Consider the following 17656-nt stretch of genomic DNA (forward strand, 5'->3'; position numbering starts at 1 on the left):
TCCACCTGCTCGAATACAGGTGCGGGCAGGCCATGGGAAGGCGATGGGGCACGGTGGAACCGAAACGGGACACGGCGCAAGTCGGTGTGGTCTGGCTGCTGATCGGCGTCCTGGCTCTCGCCGCGGCGGCGGTAACGGCCTCGCTGATGCGCGGGGCGCTGGACCGGGAGCGGGAGTTCCGCACCGCTGCCGACTGCGCGTCCGTCCCGGTGACACCGTCGGACTGTCTGTGGAAGGAGCGGTTCACCGTTCGCACGGCCGACAGGTACAGGGCAGCGCGGCGGATCTCGCCGCACGCGGAGTTGTCGCTGCCGTCCGGCAAGCTGTGGAAAGTGACGTTCCGGCAATCCGATCCGGTGCTCTCGGAGATGGAGCCGGGCGACAGGGTCGTCGGTCTGATCTGGCGTGGGCGGATCGTCGAGGTGCAGGACACCGACGGACGTCGGCAGGCGACCTCCGAAGGACCCGAGGAGTGGCCCGAGGACCGGTTCGGTGGGGCGCTCATCTTCGTCTCGCTCGGTCTGACCGCCTGTGTCGGAGGAGCGTGGTCGCTGCTGGGGCGGAACGATCGGCGACACGCGCGAGCGGCGTCCGTCGTACGGTGGCACGGCGTCGGCATGAGCGGCGCCGCCCTGCTGGCACTCCTGGTGCAGGACAACAGGGACCTGCCGATGTGGGCGATCCCGGCGATCTGGGGACCGCTGACGCTGCTCCTGCTGGCCTCCATGACGGCCTTCGTCATCGCCGCCCTGCGCGGTGACCTGGACGACGACACCCCTTCCGGCACCCGGCTGTCACCGCCGCCCCCGCTGCCTCCGCCGCCGGGCCGGCCGGCAGCGGGGCCGGGGAGCGCCGGCTCCTGATCCGGACCGACCGTCCGGGCCCGGGCGGTCGGCGTCGGCGGGCCCGGACGGTCGGTCTCGGACGCCCGGCCGTCCGACGGGTGCGGCCCGCGAGGTCAGCGCCCGCCCAGGCAGTTCTGCCAGGCCTTGGCCAGGGCGTTCGGGATCTCCGGGATGTCGCCGCAGCCGTGCGCGCTCCTGGGGAAGCCGTCGGTGGCGACATAGGCCCAGCCGCCTCCGGCGGCGGCGCGGAAGTACTTGGTGGCGGTGCCCTCGTCCTGGAGGTTGACGAGTTCGGCTTCGGTGGCCCCGGCGGTGGGCCGGAAGCGGGTGGCGGCGTAGCGGTCGGCGCCGCACTGGCCGTAGAAGAACTGCCCGGGCACCGGCTCCACATGGACGAGGACGGGGACGGTGCGCCGGTAGGCCGCCGTCACCGCGGACTTCGCCTCGGCGCTCACCGCGAGGTTGCGGCAGCCGGCGAAGGCGGGGGCGGTGACCTTGGCCGGGACGGCGGGAGCGGTCGACTGCTTGGGGGTGGACGCGGTCGACTGCTCGGGGGTGGACGCGGCCGGCGCGGTGGGCGCGGCGGCGGGGTCGGACGGCCCACCGGCGGCCGGGGCGCCCGTAGCGGTGGCCGTCGTGGCCGAGGCCTGCGGGGCGGAGGAGCCGGAGGCACCGGTGTCCGAACCGCCCTGGCACGCCGTCAGCAGCAGGAGACCACCCAACAGCGCTGCCACCGAAGTGCCTCTGAGAGCGGGCATGGCGAATCCCTTCTTCGACCGGGAACATCACGTTCACGACCTGTTTGACCGGGGTGTGCGGCCGACGCGGGAAGGACCGCCGACCTGCCCCCTACGACCACCGGGGGCGGCTCAACGGTTGCATGAGCCGCCCCTCGGAACTGTCTCGGTTTCACATACGCGGCCGGCCGCTGCGGTCAGCCGCCGACGTACGAAGAAAGGTGTTCGCCGGTGAGGGTGGAGCGGGCGGCGACGAGGTCGGCCGGGGTGCCCTCGAAGACGATCCGGCCCCCGTCGTGGCCCGCGCCCGGACCGAGGTCGATGATCCAGTCGGCGTGCGCCATGACCGCCTGGTGGTGTTCGACGACGATGACCGACTTGCCCGCGTCGACGAGCCGGTCGAGCAGGCCGAGCAGATGCTCGACGTCGGCGAGGTGGAGGCCCGCGGTCGGCTCGTCGAGGACGTAGACACCGCCCTTGTCGGCCATGTGGGTGGCCAGCTTCAGCCGCTGGCGCTCGCCGCCGGACAGCGTGGTCAGCGGCTGGCCGAGGCTGAGATAGCCGAGGCCGACGTCGGCGAGCCGGCCGAGGATGCGGTGCGCCGCCGGGGTCTTCGCCTCGCCGGCGCCGAAGAACTCCTCGGCCTCGGTCACCGACATCGCGAGCACCTCGCTGATGTCGCGGCCGCCGAGGTGGTACTCCAGCACCGCCGCCTGGAACCGCTTGCCCTCGCACTCCTCGCAGAGGGTGGCGACCCCGGCCATCATCGCCAGGTCGGTGTAGACGACGCCGGCCCCGTTGCAGGTGGGGCAGGCGCCCTCGGAGTTGGCGCTGAACAGCGCCGGCTTGACGTCGTTGGCCGTCGCGAACGCCTTGCGGATCGGGTCGAGCAGTCCGGTGTACGTCGCCGGGTTGCTGCGCCGGGAACCGCGTACCGGCGCCTGGTCCACCGACACCACCCCCGCGGAGGCGGGGACCGAACCGTGGATCAGCGAGCTCTTGCCGGAACCGGCGACGCCCGTGACCACACACAGCACCCCGAGCGGGATGTCGACGTCCACGTCGCGCAGGTTGTGCGCCGAGGCGCCGCGGATCTCCAGCGCGCCGGTGGGCTTGCGCACCGTCTTCTTGAGCGAGGCGCGGTCGCCGAAGTGACGCCCGGTGATGGTCCCGCCGGACCGCAGCCCCTCGACGGTGCCCTCGAAGCAGACGGTGCCGCCCGCCGTGCCGGCGCCGGGGCCGAGGTCGACGACGTGGTCGGCGATCGCGATCGTCTCCGGCTTGTGCTCCACGACGAGCACCGTGTTGCCCTTGTCCCGCAGCCTCAGCAGCAGGCCGTTCATCCGCTGGATGTCATGGGGGTGCAGACCGATGGTGGGCTCGTCGAAGACATAGGTGACGTCGGTGAGCGAGGAGCCGAGGTGGCGGATCATCTTGACGCGCTGCGCCTCGCCGCCCGACAGGGTGCCCGAGGGCCGCTCCAGCGAGAGATAGCCGAGGCCGATCTCCACGAAGGAGTCGAGGGTCTGCTGCAAGGACGTCAGCAGCGGTGCCACCGACGGCTCGTCCAGACCCCGCACCCACTCGGCGAGGTCGCTGATCTGCATCGCGCAGACGTCGGCGATGCTGACGCCCTCGATCTTCGACGACCGGGCCGCCTCGGTGAGCCGGGTGCCCTCGCAGTCGGGACAGGCGGTGAAGGTGACCGCACGCTCCACGAACGCCCGGATGTGCGGCTGCATCGCCTCCTTGTCCTTGTTCAGCATCGACTTCTGGACCCGGGGGATCAGCCCCTCGTAGGTCATGTTGATGCCCGCGATCTTCATGCGGGTCGGTTCGAGGTACAGGAAGGCGTGCAGTTCCTTCTTGGTGTACTTGCGGATCGGCTTGTCCGCATCGACGAGGCCCGACTCGGTGTAGAGCCGGTAGTTCCAGCCGCCCGACTTGTAGCCGGGGATGGTGAGCGCGCCCTCGTTGAGCGACTTGGAGTCGTCGTAGAGCTGGGTGAGGTCGAGGTCGGTGACCGAGCCCCGGCCCTCGCAGCGCGGGCACATCCCGCCGGTGATGCTGAAGGAGCGGCGTTCCTTCACGGTCTGCCCGGCACGCTCCAGGGTGACCGCGCCCGCGCCGCTGATCGAGGCGACGTTGAAGGAGTACGCCTTGGGCGAGCCGATGTGCGGCCGGGCGAGCCGGCTGAAGAGGATGCGCAGCATGGCGTTGGCGTCGGTGGCGGTGCCGACCGTGGAGCGCAGGTCGGAGCCCATCCGCTGCTGGTCGACGATGATCGCGGTGGTCAGCCCGTCCAGGACGTCGACCTCGGGCCGCGCCAGGGTCGGCATGAAGCCCTGCACGAAGGCGCTGTAGGTCTCGTTGATCAGCCGCTGCGACTCCGCGGCGATGGTGTCGAACACCAGGGAGCTCTTGCCGGAGCCGGAGACGCCGGTGAACACCGTCAGCCGGCGCTTCGGGATCTCGACGCTGACGTCCTTGAGGTTGTTCTCGCGCGCACCGTGCACGCGGATCAGATCGTGACTGTCGGCGCCGTGCGGCGCGGACGACTGCGCGTCCGTCCTCCTGGCCATGCTCGTCCTCTCTCCGTACGGTCGTGCGGACCGCCTTCGCGGTCCCCCCTGTCTACCCGACCGGCCCGGCCGGCCGGGGGCGATCCGGGACGACGTCCCGCGCCGTCGCCCCGCGGGACGGGGTGGCGGCCACGGCGATCAGGCTAGGGCCGGACCGCCGTTCGGCGCTTCTCGAAAACTGCCCGTCCCGAGCACCCGGCGAGCGGCGGCGGGCACGCGGCGGAAGCGTCACCCGTACGGGCGCCTTGGGAACTTCTTTACCCGGTGCGGCAGTTCTGGTGGCGACGGCCCGTCGCGACCCGCGCCGGGCCGCGGAGCGACGCGGGCGATCAGTGAAGGAGCGACACCGGCATGGTGTTCAAACGGCTGCTCGGGGCCATCGGTGTGGACGGCCCCTCGGTGGACACGGTTCTGGACCACGGCGCGGTGCCGCCCGGCGGGCTGCTGTCCGGGCAGGTGCACCTGCGGGGCGGCGGTTCGGCCGTCGACGTCGAGCACATCGCCCTGGAGCTCGTCGCCCGGGTCGAGGCCGAGCACGAGGAGGGCGAGAGCGAGGGCTTCGTCGTCTTCGAACGGTTCGTGGTGGGCGGTGCGTTCCGGCTCGGCGAGGAGGCGTTGTTCAGCGTTCCGTTCCAGGTGACGCTGCCGTGGGAGACGCCGGTCAGCGAGCTGTACGGGCAGCAGCTGGGGATCGTGCTCGGGGTGCGCACCGAGCTCGCGGTGTCCGGGGCGCGGGACAAGGGCGACCTGGACCCGCTCGCCGTGCGGCCGCTGCCCGCCCAGGAGGCGGTCCTGGAGGCGCTCGGGCAGCTGGGCTTCGGCTTCGGATCCGCGGACCTCGAATACGGGCGGATCGGCGGTACGGATCAACGGCTGCCCTTCTACCAGGAGATCGAGCTGACCCCGGCGCCGCAGTACGCGCACGCCGTCGGCGAGATCGAGGTGACCTTCCTGGCCGGCTCCGACCGGACGGAGGTGATCCTGGAGGCCGACCGGCGCGGCGGCCTCTTCTCCGAAGGACACGACGCGCTGGTCCGCTTCACCGTCGGCCACCGGGACGTGCCCGGGCGGGACTGGAACACCGAGGTCGACGGCTGGATCCGGCAGCTCGTCGAGCACCGGGCGGCCCACGGCTCCGGCGCGGGGTACGGAAACTCGGCGGCGTACGGGCACGGGGATCCGTACCCCGGCGGGTACCAGGACCCGTACGGAGGCGGGCACGGGTACGACGAGCACGGCCGGCACGACCGCCGTCACGACGAGAACCACCGTTCCGGCCCCGGCCTGGGCACCGCCGTCGCGGCCGGTGCGGCGGGGCTGGCGGTCGGTGTCGTCGGCGGGCTGGTGGCGGCGGAGGTCGTGGACGAGATCGGGGACTTCTTCGAGGGGGACGACGACGAGGGCGGGGACGACGAGGACTGAGCCGCGGCGGGGGGCCGCCGGACGGGCCCCGGGCGCGGGCCGGGGAGGACGGGCACGCCCCCGGTTTAGCCCGCCCGGCCCGTTCCCGGCGCGTCCCGGTCGTCCTCGTCGGTCTCGTCGGTCTCGTCGGTCTCGTCGGTCTCGTCGGTCTCGTCGGTCTCGTCGGTCTCGTCGGTCTCGTCGGTCTTCTGGAGCAGCCTGCGCAGCAGTTCCTCGTCGCCGGGCGCGAGTCCGGCGACGAAGCTGGCCAGCACCGCCTCCCGGTCGGTCTCGCCGTCCAGGACCCTGCGCATCCGGTGGGCGGCCAGGCCCGCCGCGTCCGCGGCCGCCGTCCAGGCGAACGACCGGCCCGCCCGCTCCCGGGTGACCGCGCCCTTGGCCTGGAGCCGGGTGAGGATCGTCATGACGGTGGTGTAGGCGAGGGTGCCGCCGAGCCGTTCGCGCACCCAGCCCGCCGGTACCGGTCCGGGCGCCGCCTTCAGGGCGGACAGCACCTGGGCCTCCAGCTCGCCCTGGCCGCGCCTGCGCCCGGGGGCGTCCGGCCGCGCCCCGTCCTCGTCCCGCTCCGCCACTGTGCCTCCCTGACCCCTGGGGTGTGTGTCGCGCCTCCCGCCCGTCGTACGCCTGGACGAGCGCCCATCGTAATGAGCGATGAGCGCCCTCCCCGCACCTTCGACAGTGCTGTAGATCCGCATCGGGGTCCGGCCGGTGGAACGCCACGGCCGGCCTCCGCGCCGGTCGCCCTGCGCACCGAGCCGGTGTGCGGGCGCCGGGCGGGGCCGGCCGTCGGGAGACGCGGAGCGTGCGGATCAGCCGAAGCGGCCCGCCACGTAGTCCGCGGTGCGCGGGTCCTCGGGGTTGCCGAAGATCCGCTCGGTGGGTCCCTGCTCGACGATCCCGCCCGGGGTGCCCTGTTCGGCGAGGAAGAAGGCGCACTGGTCGGAGACGCGGGCCGCCTGCTGCATGTTGTGGGTGACGATCACGATGGTCACCTCGCCGGCGAGCTCGTGGATGGTCTCCTCGACCCGCCGGGTGGAGGTCGGGTCCAGCGCCGAGCAGGGCTCGTCCATCAGCAGCACCCGGGGCCGTACGGCGAGGGCACGGGCGATGCACAGGCGCTGCTGCTGGCCGCCGGAGAGCGCGCCGCCGGGCTGACGGAGGCGGTTGTGGACCTCCTTCCACAGGCCGGCCCGGGTCAGGGACTCCTCGACCAGCACGTCCTTCTCCCGGCGGCCGGCGCGCGTGCCCGTCAGCTTCAGGCCCGCCACCACGTTGTCGTAGATCGACATGGCCGGGAACGGGTTCGGCTTCTGGAAGACCATGCCGATGCGCCGACGGGCGTCCGTCAGCCGCCGCGCGGGGCCGTAGATGTCCTCGCCCTCGAAGAGGACCTCGCCCGCGAACTGCGCCGCCGGGATCAGCTCGTGCATCCGGTTCAGAGTGCGCAGGAACGTCGACTTGCCGCAGCCGGACGGGCCGATCAGAGCGGTGACCTGCCCGGCGGGCATGGTGAGGGAGACCCGTTCGAGGACCTTGTGGTTGCCGAACCAGGCCGACACGGCCCGCGCCTGGAGGGTCGCGGGGCCGACGGCGGCGGCGCCGGCCGGCGAGGGCAGGACGACGGTGTCGGTGGGGGAGAGGGTCGTGTCGGTCACGTCGGGTACCTCGGTTCGCGGATTCACTGCGGGGCTCGGGCGGCGGTCGGTCACAGCAGGTTGGGCAGGAGTTCGGTGGTGCGCGTGGCGACCTGGAGGCCCAGGACGGCGACGACCGGCGCGAACACGATCCAGGTCTGGTGCCGTCCCCAGCGGTGCCACGCCCAGACGGCGGCGACGGCCGCGGCCAGCAGCGCCTGGAGCCACAGCACCAGCGGCCAGGGCACTCCGGCCGGCCGGGCCAGCGGCTGCTCGGCCTCCGGCAGCGTGCCGGGGCGGACGACGGCCGACGGGGTCGGGAAGGCCGCGGAGACCAGGTCGGCGTCCACCCGCAGCAGCCCGCCCGGCATGAAACTCGGGCCGGTGGCGGTGACCAGGACGAGGCGGCCCTCGCCCGCGGCGACCGGGGTGGGCGCCGGGTCACCGGCGCGCCGGACGTCGAGGACCTCGTAGGTCGCCTTGCCCTGCCCGGTGGTCACGGTGATCCGGTCACCCTCGGCGAGCTCGGCCAGCCGTCCGAACGGTCCGCCGTACGCCGCGGCACGCCCCATCAGCACGCTGGTGCCGGCCTGTCCGGGCAGCGGGGTGTCCCTGCGGTGGCCGGGGCCGCCGGTCAGGACGGCGGAGTCGGTGCCTTCGAGGACCACCTGCTGGAGGCCGAGCGAAGGGACCTTGATCAGCGCGAGCGGGCTGCCCGGCGTCAGCAGCTTGCCCTCCTGGTCGGTCTGGGCCACCGGGGCCGTGCCGAGGGCGAGTTGCTTGCGCAGTTCGTCGAACGTGGCCTGCTGTGCGGAGTGTTCCTGTGCCCCGCTGAACAGCAGCAGCTGCGCGGTGATACCGAGCAGCAGGGCGGCGAGGCTCAGCAGACCGCCCCGGGCGAGGTGGCGGACCGCGGTGATGCTCCGCACGCGCGGCAGGACCGCGGTCGGTGCGAGGGGTGTCTGTACGGCGACCGTCACGGGGCCCGCCTCCTTCGCTGGATGGGTGCTGAGGGTGGTGCCGGATGGGGGTGGCCGGTGCTGTCGCGGGTGGCGCCCGCTCCGGCAGCCGGTCCCGCCGGGGCGGCCGCGATGGGCGGCCGCCCCGGCGGGCGGGGACAACGGGTGCCGGATCAGACCGACTTGACGACGAAGTTCGCCCCGTTGCGGGTGTTCACGGTCGTCGAGCCCGCGTAGTACGCGTGCAGCGTGTGCCGGCCGGTGCGCAGCTTCGGCAGGGTGATGGTCACCTTGCCGCCGCTCAGCGTGCCGGTGGCGATGATGCGGCTGCCCTCGTAGATGCGCACGGTGCCGGCCGGGGTGGTGCCGGTCGCGGTGACCTTGACGGTGACCTTGCCCCGGGAGGTGTGCTTGACCGAGGTGGGCGCGCTGACGCTGACCGCCGGGGTCGCCTTGACGACCTTCAGCGAGACGGTCGCCGCGGAGGTGTTGAGCTTGGTGGCGCCGCTGTAGGAGACGGACAGCGCGTGGGTGGCGACCTTGAGGTGGTTCGACAGGGCGACGGTGGCCTTGCCGGTGCTGCCCAGGGTGGCGGTGCCGAGGACGGTGCTGCCCTCCTTCACCGTGACCTTGCCGGACGCGACGACGCCGTGCGTGCCGGTGACGGTGACGGCGACCTTGGGGGTCTGGCCGTAGGCGGCGCTCACGACGGTCGCCTTCGTGGTGCTGGCGTACTTGACCGCGCCGGTCCAGGTGGCGCCCGCGCCCGTGCCGTTGAGGTTGGCGCCGGAGACGGTGGCCGTGTAGGTGCCGGTGACCAGGCCGGTGAAGGAGTACGACGTGGTGCCGGCCGGGACGTCCTTGGTCGCCACGACGGCGCCGTCCGAGCCGGTCAGCGTGACCCGGTAGTCGGTGAGCGGCAGGCCGGTGGGGGCGGGCGCGGTCCAGGTGAGCTTGACGCTCGCGTCGCCGAGGGTGGCCTTCAGCACGGGCGCGGCGGGCGTCGAGAGGTCGATGCCCGACTCCTCCAGGCCGCCGAGCTTGGCGTGCTTGGCCGGGTTGACCGAGCCGTTGTAGGCCTCGTTCACGAAGCCGAACGCGGCGATGGTGGTCTCGGCGTTGTCGGACGCCATGGCGGCGGTGTGGCTGCCGCTGGTGACGAAGACGTCGTAGAGGTCCTTGTCGAAGAAGACGCTCGTCGGGTCGATCGCGCGGGTCGGGACGACGTTGTAGACGTCGCGGCCGAAGGTCGCGTTCTCGTAGTAGTAGTTGACCGGGGTGAGCTTGCCGTTGGCCATGGCGACCGGGCTGGTGGCACCCGTGTCGCCGGGCAGCGTCACGCTGGCCAGGCGGCCGCCGGCGGTCGCGGCGTCCTTGCTGTGGTCGGGGGCGACCCCGTTGATCTGGGCGATCCAGCTGCCCACGGAGAACGGCTCGATCGCGCCGTCCTCGGTGAGGCCGTCGTCGGCCTGGTTCTCCTGGACGGTCGGGATGTTCGGGGAGAGCGTGGCGTCGGTGAGACCGATGGCGCCCAGGAAGAACTTGCGGGTTCCGGAACCCGACTGCGGGATCTTCGGGTGCAGGGTCTGGCCGTTGATCTCGGTGAGGGTGCCCGAGTAGATGTCGTGGAGGTCGTCGACCGACAGGCCGTCCAGGTCGGAGGAGCCCTTGACCGCGACACCGACCGCGTCCCGCGCGAACGGGATGTAGGTCAGCGCGGTGCCGGAGGTGCTCGGACCGCTGGAGGAGCGCGCGAAGTCGACCTGGCCCGTGATGGCGACGCCGGAGCTGTCCGGGTACTTGTCGCCGGTCAGCGCCTGGCTGAGGGCCAGACGGCCCTTGCCGGAGCCGTTCGGGCGCAGGAAGGAGGGCCCGGTGGAGCGGGTCTTGATGCTGGAGGTGGTGGAGCCGGTGCCGGGCTCGATCGCGTCGTAGGAGGCGATGCCCGCGCCGCTCTCCGCCTGCACGGCGGGGCGGGTGACGCCGTTCACCGAGTCGCCCGCGAGGGCGTTGAGCACGTCCTGCGTGGTGTCGGAGCCGACGCCGACGAGCGAGCGGAAGGTGCCGGGCGTGGTGGGGTCGGCGTACGCAGGGCTCGCGAGAGCCAGGCCGCCGGCCACCACAGCGGCGGCGACGAGCGCGGCCGTAGAGCGCGAAGAGCGCATGGAGGTTCTCCTGAGGATTGTGCGCGGGTGGATCTGGCAGGGTGGTACTGACCGTCCGCCCCGACTGCCTTTCGGGGCGGGCGGTCGTCTGTGGGGAGCCCCCCGCGGGAGGCTCCGCCGGGTCACCGCGGCGGCAGCAGCCGCCGCAGTCGCTCCGGCAGCGTGAGCTGCGGGACGACGGTCACGGTGCGGCCTCCCGGCAGCGGCATGCGCAGCGGCAGCCGCGGCCTGCTGCCGCCCGCGAAGGGCGCGCCCAGGGCGGCGGCGGCGCCGAGCGCGGCCCCGACCGGGACGGCGTAGCGCAGCGAGTTCGCCGGGTCGTCCGGGGTGGTGCCGGCGGCCGTGGTCTGCACGGCCTTGCCGCCGTCGTACGACGCCTTGACGGTGGGCGTGCTGCCCGTGCCGCCGGCCGCCGCGGGCGACTGGCCGAGGTTGTTCGGCGTGCCGTCGGAGGCCGCGCCGCCCGCGCCGCCCAGGTCACTGCCGGAACCGATGACATCGGTGCCGCCGTCGGTCCCGCCGGAGCCCGAGCCGGACCCGGAACCGGTGTCCGAACCGGCCGGGGCGGTGTACTTCGCCAGGGCGTCGGCGGCGCTCAGGGCGCGCTCGCGCAGTGCCTTGGACAGCGGGGCGTAACCGGCCGGCAGGCGGCCCGGGTCGGCGCCGCTGACCTGGCCGGTGCCGGCCGCGTACCGCAGCAGTGCCGCGTAGTCCTTGCGGGCGGCGGCGCTCAGCGAGCCGGGCCGTACCGCCGCGTGGACGAGCTGGGCCAGCGGGTAGGCGCCCTCGGCGGTCGCCGTGGCCGGGTCGATCTCGGGGGTGCCCGTGCCGGACGCGCTCGCGGCCGCGGCGGTCAGGGACGCCTCGTCGGGGGCGACGAACTTGCCCGCCGCGTTGCGCAGCCGGGCGGTCTGCAGCCCGTAGCGGGCGGCGGACGCCGCGTCGGTCACCGTGATCACGAACCGGGAGCCGACCGTCTGCGGGCCGGCGCTCTTGAACGCGGGCGGGTTGGCCAGCGGGTCCCAGGTCGACTTCCAGAGCGTGTCCGCGCGCCGCGTGTGCAGCGCACCGGAGTGCAGATCGTCCACGTACGGGTGGTAGTCGGTCATGCACTGCTTGAGGGTGGCGTCGGTGCCCGGCGGGATCGAGCACCAGGGGTCGCTCTTGGGGTAGTCGTCGGCGCGGGAGGCGTCGAAGGCGGCGCCGGTGGGGCTGATGTCCGCACTGGTGGAGTAGTACGGGTTCACCTGCATGCCCCAGTCGTCGGACTGCCCGGCGAGGAACTTGCGTGCCGAGCCGTCGGACATGACCCACCGCCACAGCGCGCGGGCGGTGTCGGTGTGGCCGAGCGAGGTGATCAGGTCGGTGTCGGTGGCCGGGGTCTCGGCGACCGAGAGAGAGGCGAACTCGGGGTTGAGGGAGATGAACTCGGGGTCGCTCGCCAGGCCCGCCGGGTTGTTCTTCGCCCACTCGTACCCCTTGGCGGCGACGCCGCCGAGCACCGAGCCCCAGGTGGAGTTGCGGTACGACTCGGTGAGCAGCTTGGCGACCAGCCGGGGGGTGAGGTCGATCGACTCGACCTTGGTGCCGGCGAGCTTGCGGATGTCGTCCGGCGCTCCGGACTTGGGCCTGCGCTCGATGGTGAAGCCGATCACGGTGCCGGACAGCGCCACCGGCGCGTACGTGGTGGTGCCGGACGGGGCGGTGGTGCCCTCGTCGGCGCCCAGGGCGCGGGTGGTGAAGGCCATCCCGGCGGATCCGTCCGCGCTCAGCCGGGCCCGGGTGTCGGGCTCGCCGAGTTCGGTGTAGCCGTAGACCTTGCCGGTCGGGCACAGGGCCGCCTGCCAGCTCGTCATGGCGTCGGCGACGAGCTCGCTGCCGGTGGTGGGCCGCTCGTCGGAGCCGAGCGCGCAGTTGGTGCCGACCGAGTTGAAGTCCAGCTTGATCGCGATGCGGTTCTTCCAGTTGGTGGAGGAGACCGGGGAGCCCGCGTTGACGGTGCTGGTGTCGGCGTAGGGCTTGCCGTCGAGGTCGAGGCGGCCCTGCGGGACGATCACCAGCCAGCAGGAGCGGGGCTTGGTCACGCCGCCGGTCCTGACCGGCATGCCGCAGCCGAGGTGCGGCGCCTCGTTGGCGGTCTGGACCTCGAAGTACTCCTTGCCGGTGCCGGCGGCGCCGGTGCGGGCGAAGTCGACCTCGTTGGTGGTGTTGCGGTTGAAGAAGGAGTTGTTCTGGGTGCCGCTGGTGATCAGCGTGCCGTCGACGGACTTGAAGGGCACCTCGCCCAGCCCGTTGGCGCCGGCCGCCCCGTACCGGTCGTCCTGGCCGTAGTTGCCCGGGTCAGTGCTGTAGAAGACCTTGCGGGTGTCGTCGTACTCGTTGCCGGGCCAGCTGCCCCGGTCGGTGGTCGGGGAGGCGCCGTACTGGCACTGGGTGCGGGACGGGCCGGGGTTGGACGGCACGGTGCCGTCGTCGTCGCCCCAGCACTGCATGATCTGCACGAAGTTGGTGTTGAACAGCGTGCCGGCGAAGGTCGTCGGCTCGCCGCCCGACCAGCTCACCGTGATGGCCTGGCTGGTGAGCCGCTTGGTCTGGCTCACCGTGAACCGCATGTCCTTGAACTCGCCGCGCCCGGAGACGGTGACGGCGGAGCCGGTGTCGTCGGCCGCGGTGGCGCTGGGTGCCGACTGGGCGACCGCGAGGCCGGCCAGGGCGCCGACCGCGGCGCCGGCCACCAGCCGCACGAGGATGCCGCGCAGGCGCTTCATCGTGTACTCCCGTCCGTGCCGGAGGAGTCGGCGGAGCCGGAGGCGGTGGTGCGGGCGCCGCCGTCACGGCCGGCCGTGATCAGTCGCGACACCACGGAGGGCAGCAGCACCAGTGCGAACACCAGCAGCGCGGCCAGCAGCATCAGGGTCTGCGTGCCGGTCCAGCCGTGCTCCGCTGCCACGGTGATCGGCTGGGCGAGGGCGACGGTGTCGTCGCCGGACGCGCCGCCGGAGCCGCCGGACGCGTTGTTCGCCGCCGCGATGACCTGGCCGGTGTCCGGGTCGACGGTCGTGCCGCCGGAGCCGCCGGACGCGCCGCCCGCGGCGGCCGAGCCGGTCGCCCCGCCGCTCGCCGCGCTGCCGCCCGCCGTGCCGCCCGTGGCCGCGCCGCCGGCGCCGCCCGAGGTGCCGCCGGAGGCCGAGCCCCCGGAGGTGCCGCCGGAAGCGCCGCCGCTGCCGTTGGACGTGGCGCCGCCGCTGCCGGTGCCGCAGGGCGCGGCACCCTTCTTGTCGCAGGCGGCCGGGTAGGGGGCCGTCTCCGCGAGCTTGTTACGGCCGTTCGCGGTGAAGGTCGGGTTGTTGCAGCCCTGGACGTTGATGTTCTTCGCGGCCACGCCGGGGATCCGGCGGATCTGCTCGAAGCCCGCCTTCACCAGGTTGATCGGCAGCGGCGAGTAGCCGAGCTGGGGAGCCGACTGCTGGCCCTGGCACATGAAGTAGTACGAGAACGCGCCGAGCGTCTTGCCCTTGGCCTTGGTGAAGGTGCCCTGCACCTTCAGCGGCAGGATCATGTACGAGTAGCTGGACAGCGGGTAGTTGCGCTTGTCGGAGTCGTTGTAGACGCCGTCGAGCTGCTGGGTGAGGTAGTCCGCGGAGCTCTTGTTGGTGTTGATCCTCGCCTTGAGCAGCGACACCGCGACGTTCTGCGGGGTCGGCTCGGTGTAGTAGCCCGCGTGGTTGAGGACCTTGGCGACCGGGTAGTGCGCGTTGAGCGCGTACGAGTAGTTGACGTAACCGATCGCGCCCTCGCCGTAGTTCTGGGCGACGTAGCCCGCCACGCCGAGGTCGCCGGACTGGGCGATCATGCCGGTGACGGTCGGGTAGTACGAGGTCTGCCCGCAGGCCCCGGACCGTCCGACGCGCCCGCAGTACGCCTGCCACAGCGACTTGTGCTGGTTGGCCATCCACATCGTGAACTGCGCCGTGGAGCCCGAGCCGTCCGAGCGGACCACCGGGACGATGATGCGGTGCGGCAGCTGCACCCCGGGGTTGTCGGCCTTGATCATCGGGTCGTCCCAGGTCTTGACGACCCCGGTGAAGATCTTGGTGACGACGTCCCCGGAGAGCCGCAGGTTGGTGACCCGCTTGCCGTTGACCGTCAGGTGGTACATGAAGACGGTGCCGCCCGCCACGATCGGCATGTACGCGTACGATCCGGCGCCCGGCCGCTCGGCCGCGGAGCCGTCCGTCGGGTGGGTCTGGAACGGGATGTCCGAGACGGCGAAGTCGACGGTGCCGCTGAGGAACTGCCGGCGGCCGTCGGAGGATCCGGTACCGGCGTAGCTGATCCGCATGCCGTACTGGTTGACGGCCCGGCGCCATTCGTCGACGGCGTTCTCCGCCCAGGTGGAGCCGGCTCCGGCGATCGGGGTGTAGCTGTCGGCGGCGGCGGGCGCGGCCAGCGGGCCGGCCAGCAGCGTCACGAGCACGCCGAACACCGCGCCGAGGGTCGCCGGCGCCCGCAGGCGGCTCAGACGAGCGATGAGGTGGCTGAGCATCAGTCGGTCTCTCCGGTGTCCTCGACGGGGGTGTGCCGGGGGGCAGGGGAAGGGGAAGGGGTTGCGGTGTCCGTGACGGCCGGGGCGTCCGTGACGACCACGGCGTCGGACACGTCCTCGCCGCGCGCGGCGGCTCCGGCGGGCTCGGTGTCCTCGGCGACCGGCTCGTCCTGAGCGGCCGCGACGTTCTTGCCGGGGACGGCCGGTTCGACGGGCACGGAGTCCTCGACGGCCTCGGTGCCCTCGGACCCGTCCGGGTCCGTGTCCTTGAACAGCGACAGCCGGGGCGCGTCCAGTTCCTCGAAGCGGGCCGCGTCCTGACGGGAGGCGCGGACGGCCCGGCGGGCCTGGCGGCGGCTCTGGTGACCGGGTCCGCGACCGCCGATGACCCGGGCGACCACGAACAGCACCAGCACCAGCGCCATCAGCACCGCCGCGGCGCCGAACCCGCGGGCGATCATGGTCGGTTCCGGCGACTTGACGAAGTTGAAGACGGCGAGCGGCAGCGAGATCATCGGCCCGCTCGTCGGGTCGGCGTTGCGCGCGGCGGTGAAGCCCGCGGTGAGCAGGACCGGCGAGGTCTCGCCGATACCGCGCGCGGTGCCGAGGATGACGGCGGTGGCGAGCCCGGACCGGGCCGTCGGCAGCACCACGTGCCACACGGTCCGCCAGCGCGGTGCGCCCAGCGCCTCCGAGGCCTCGGTCAGCGTGCCCGGCACCAGCCGCAGCACCACGTCCGACGCCCGGATCACGATCGGCAGCATCATCACGCTGATCGCGAAGCCCGCCGCCAGACCGGACTTCTGCATACCGAGGTAGAGGATCCAGGTCGCGTACACGGTCAGACCGGCCACGATCGACGGCAGCGCGGTCATCGCCTCGACGATGGTCCGCACGAACCGGGAGAAGCGGCCCGGGATCTGGTTGAGATAGACCGCGCAGGCGATGCCGAGCGGCACGGTGATCGTGAGCGCGATGGCGATCATGATCAGGGTGCCGAGCATCGCGTGCGCGATACCGCCGTTGGTGAGCGGGTCGAGCGGTCCTGCCGCCTGCATGTCCTGGGTGAAGAAGTTCCAGTGCAGCAGCGCCTCGCGCCCGCGCCAGGCGATGAACCCGACGACGAGGACGAGCGCCGAGAGCATCAGCAGCGCCACCGTCCACAGCACGACGGTCATCACCCGGTCCCGTACGGCCTGGCGGTCCTCCTCCAGGCCGGTGAGCACGGCGTAGATCAGCAGGAAGGACAGGTACGCCGTGACGGTGAAGCCCAGCGCTCCGGAGAGCGGGGCGAGTTCGCCGAACAGCAGCACGGTCGTGCACAGCGCGGAGGCGGCGGCGCCGGCCAGCGACAGCACGCCCGAGCGGGTGAGTCCGCCGATGGGCCGGGGCCGGTCGGGGAGCTCCACGGGGTCGGGGCCCACGACTCCGGCGCCGGTCCCGGCCGCTTCCGGGGCCTCGGCCGCTTCCACAGCCGCGGCGGGCAGCGTCTTGGTGTCTTCCACGACGGTCATGTCAGGCCTCTCAGTCGCTCTGCGCGCCGGAGCGCGAGCGGGCGGCGATGGAGGAGGCGGTGAAGTTGACCGCCAGCGTCAGCAGGAACAGGGCCAGGCCGGCCGCCATCAGCGCCGACATGCCGAAGGGCGACGCGTCGCCGTAGTGCAGGGCGATCAGCGAGGACACCGAGTTCGAGCCGGTCTGGAGGATGTGCGGCTGGATGGTGAAGACCGGCGAGATGATCAGGTACACGGCGATCGTCTCGCCGAGCGCCCGGCCGAGGCCCAGCATCGTGCCGCCGATGATGCCGCCCTTGCCGTACGGCAGGATCACCGCGCGGATCATTCCCCAGCGGGTGGCGCCCAGCGCGTACGCGCCCTCGCGCTCGCCCGCCGGGGCCTGGGCGAACACTTCGCGCATCACCGAGCACTGGATCGGCGCGACCATCAGCGCGACGACGATCCCGGCGATGAAGGTGGAGGCGGTGTAGACGCTGTCGGTGGCGAGCGGGTCGCCGGGCTGGGTGCCGTCCACCGTGAACAGGGGGATCCACCCGAACCAGTCGGACAGCCAGCGCGACAGGCCGATCACGTGCTGCTGGAGGAAGAACAGCCCCCAGAGCCCGTAGACCACCGAGGGCACGGCGGCCATCAGGTCGACCAGGGTGACGAGGGTACGGCGCAGCCGGCGCGGGGCCACGTCGGAGATGAACAGCGCGGTCCCGAGGGCCAGCGGCACGGACAGGGTCACGGCCACGGCGGCGATCAGCAGCGTTCCCGTCAGCACGGCCGCGATGCCGAACCGGTGGACGTCCGGCTGCCATTCGGGGGTGGTGAGGAACGACAGGCCGGTGACGCTGAGCGCCTGACCGGCTCTCATCAGCAGGAACAGGCCCACGGCCGCCATGATGGCCAGAACCACCACCCCGGTGGCCGTCAGCTGGACCCGGAAGATCCGGTCACCGAGACCGCGCCCCGCATGAGGCCGCCGAGGAAACGATTCTTTCCCCTCCGGTTCGACATTCCCGGGTATGTCCCCCCCGGGTCTGTCGGGTTCTTCCTGCTCGGACTCCACGTACGTACGCCCCTCACCCGAAAACGACTCTCCCCGCACGGCGCCGGAAGGCAGCCGTGCGGGGAGAGTCAATGGCCGGATCCTGTCGTCCCGACGCGCCAATTGTGGACACCGAGTGAATCGTTCATGTCATTTCAGTGGGCTAGTTGTGCGTGCGGACTTACATCGCGCCGGACCTGAACTCCCCCTGACAGA

Annotated in this window: 12 protein-coding genes; 2 read left to right on the top strand and 10 right to left on the bottom strand. The window is 72.5% G+C overall.

The window, feature by feature from the left end; genetic code table 11:
• Positions 1-32 precede the first annotated feature (32 nt).
• Positions 33-863, top strand: coding sequence for a hypothetical protein (locus tag ACZ7OY_RS12780; RefSeq protein ID WP_471911421.1), 831 nt, complete (start codon positions 33-35; stop codon positions 861-863).
• Between the two features lie 95 nt (positions 864-958).
• Here the strand turns inward: ACZ7OY_RS12780 and ACZ7OY_RS12785 are convergent, their stop codons facing one another.
• The gene (locus ACZ7OY_RS12785; RefSeq protein WP_471911422.1) at positions 959-1603 is read right to left on the bottom strand and encodes a hypothetical protein; all 645 of its coding nucleotides are present in this window, start codon (positions 1601-1603) and stop codon (positions 959-961) included.
• A gap of 176 nt (positions 1604-1779) precedes the next feature.
• The gene (locus ACZ7OY_RS12790; protein ID WP_471911423.1) at positions 1780-4164 is read right to left on the bottom strand and encodes an ATP-binding cassette domain-containing protein; all 2385 of its coding nucleotides are present in this window, start codon (positions 4162-4164) and stop codon (positions 1780-1782) included.
• A gap of 351 nt (positions 4165-4515) precedes the next feature.
• Between ACZ7OY_RS12790 and ACZ7OY_RS12795 the strand changes: the two genes are divergently transcribed.
• Complete coding sequence (locus tag ACZ7OY_RS12795; protein ID WP_471911424.1) at positions 4516-5586, top strand: sporulation protein; 1071 nt, start codon at positions 4516-4518, stop codon at positions 5584-5586.
• A gap of 65 nt (positions 5587-5651) precedes the next feature.
• Here ACZ7OY_RS12795 and ACZ7OY_RS12800 read toward each other — a convergent pair whose 3' ends face one another.
• The 8 genes from ACZ7OY_RS12800 to pstC all read right to left on the bottom strand — a co-directional run bounded on the left by ACZ7OY_RS12800 (position 5652) and on the right by pstC (position 17500).
• Positions 5652-6158: a BlaI/MecI/CopY family transcriptional regulator gene (locus tag ACZ7OY_RS12800; protein ID WP_471911425.1), complete on the bottom strand. Its 507-nt coding sequence runs from the start codon at positions 6156-6158 to the stop codon at positions 5652-5654.
• A 237-nt stretch (positions 6159-6395) separates the two neighbouring features.
• Positions 6396-7202, bottom strand: a complete 807-nt coding sequence (gene pstB / locus ACZ7OY_RS12805; protein ID WP_471911675.1) for a phosphate ABC transporter ATP-binding protein PstB — start codon at positions 7200-7202, stop codon at positions 6396-6398.
• Between the two features lie 89 nt (positions 7203-7291).
• Positions 7292-8200 carry a sortase gene (locus tag ACZ7OY_RS12810; protein WP_471911426.1) on the bottom strand — a complete coding sequence of 303 codons (909 nt, stop codon included), beginning with the start codon at positions 8198-8200 and terminating at the stop codon, positions 7292-7294.
• Between the two features lie 152 nt (positions 8201-8352).
• Positions 8353-10344, bottom strand: coding sequence for an Ig-like domain repeat protein (locus ACZ7OY_RS12815; RefSeq protein ID WP_471911427.1), 1992 nt, complete (start codon positions 10342-10344; stop codon positions 8353-8355).
• A 122-nt stretch (positions 10345-10466) separates the two neighbouring features.
• Positions 10467-13112 (bottom strand): hypothetical protein, encoded by a 2646-nt coding sequence (locus ACZ7OY_RS12820; protein ID WP_471911428.1) that lies wholly within the window; start codon positions 13110-13112, stop codon positions 10467-10469.
• The gene (locus ACZ7OY_RS12825; RefSeq protein WP_471911429.1) at positions 13109-14890 is read right to left on the bottom strand and encodes a substrate-binding domain-containing protein; all 1782 of its coding nucleotides are present in this window, start codon (positions 14888-14890) and stop codon (positions 13109-13111) included. The genes ACZ7OY_RS12820 and ACZ7OY_RS12825 overlap by 4 nt, the downstream gene beginning before the upstream one ends.
• Positions 14890-16404: a phosphate ABC transporter permease PstA gene (gene pstA, locus ACZ7OY_RS12830; protein ID WP_471911430.1), complete on the bottom strand. Its 1515-nt coding sequence runs from the start codon at positions 16402-16404 to the stop codon at positions 14890-14892. Before pstA ends, ACZ7OY_RS12825 begins: the two co-directional genes overlap by 1 nt.
• A 10-nt stretch (positions 16405-16414) precedes the next feature.
• The gene (gene pstC / locus ACZ7OY_RS12835; RefSeq protein WP_471911676.1) at positions 16415-17500 is read right to left on the bottom strand and encodes a phosphate ABC transporter permease subunit PstC; all 1086 of its coding nucleotides are present in this window, start codon (positions 17498-17500) and stop codon (positions 16415-16417) included.
• Between the last annotated feature and the right edge of the window lie 156 nt (positions 17501-17656).

It is taken from the genome of Streptomyces sp. NPDC107559 (genome assembly GCF_055657365.1).

Coding starts and splice junctions, on each gene's coding strand:
- ACZ7OY_RS12780 (WP_471911421.1), top strand. CDS start 33: ATGGGAAGGCGATGGGGCACGGTGGAACCGAAACGGGACACGGCGCAA.
- ACZ7OY_RS12785 (WP_471911422.1), bottom strand. CDS start 1,603: ATGCCCGCTCTCAGAGGCACTTCGGTGGCAGCGCTGTTGGGTGGTCTC.
- ACZ7OY_RS12790 (WP_471911423.1), bottom strand. CDS start 4,164: ATGGCCAGGAGGACGGACGCGCAGTCGTCCGCGCCGCACGGCGCCGAC.
- ACZ7OY_RS12795 (WP_471911424.1), top strand. CDS start 4,516: ATGGTGTTCAAACGGCTGCTCGGGGCCATCGGTGTGGACGGCCCCTCG.
- ACZ7OY_RS12815 (WP_471911427.1), bottom strand. CDS start 10,344: ATGCGCTCTTCGCGCTCTACGGCCGCGCTCGTCGCCGCCGCTGTGGTG.
- ACZ7OY_RS12820 (WP_471911428.1), bottom strand. CDS start 13,112: ATGAAGCGCCTGCGCGGCATCCTCGTGCGGCTGGTGGCCGGCGCCGCG.
- ACZ7OY_RS12825 (WP_471911429.1), bottom strand. CDS start 14,890: ATGCTCAGCCACCTCATCGCTCGTCTGAGCCGCCTGCGGGCGCCGGCG.
- pstA (WP_471911430.1), bottom strand. CDS start 16,404: ATGACCGTCGTGGAAGACACCAAGACGCTGCCCGCCGCGGCTGTGGAA.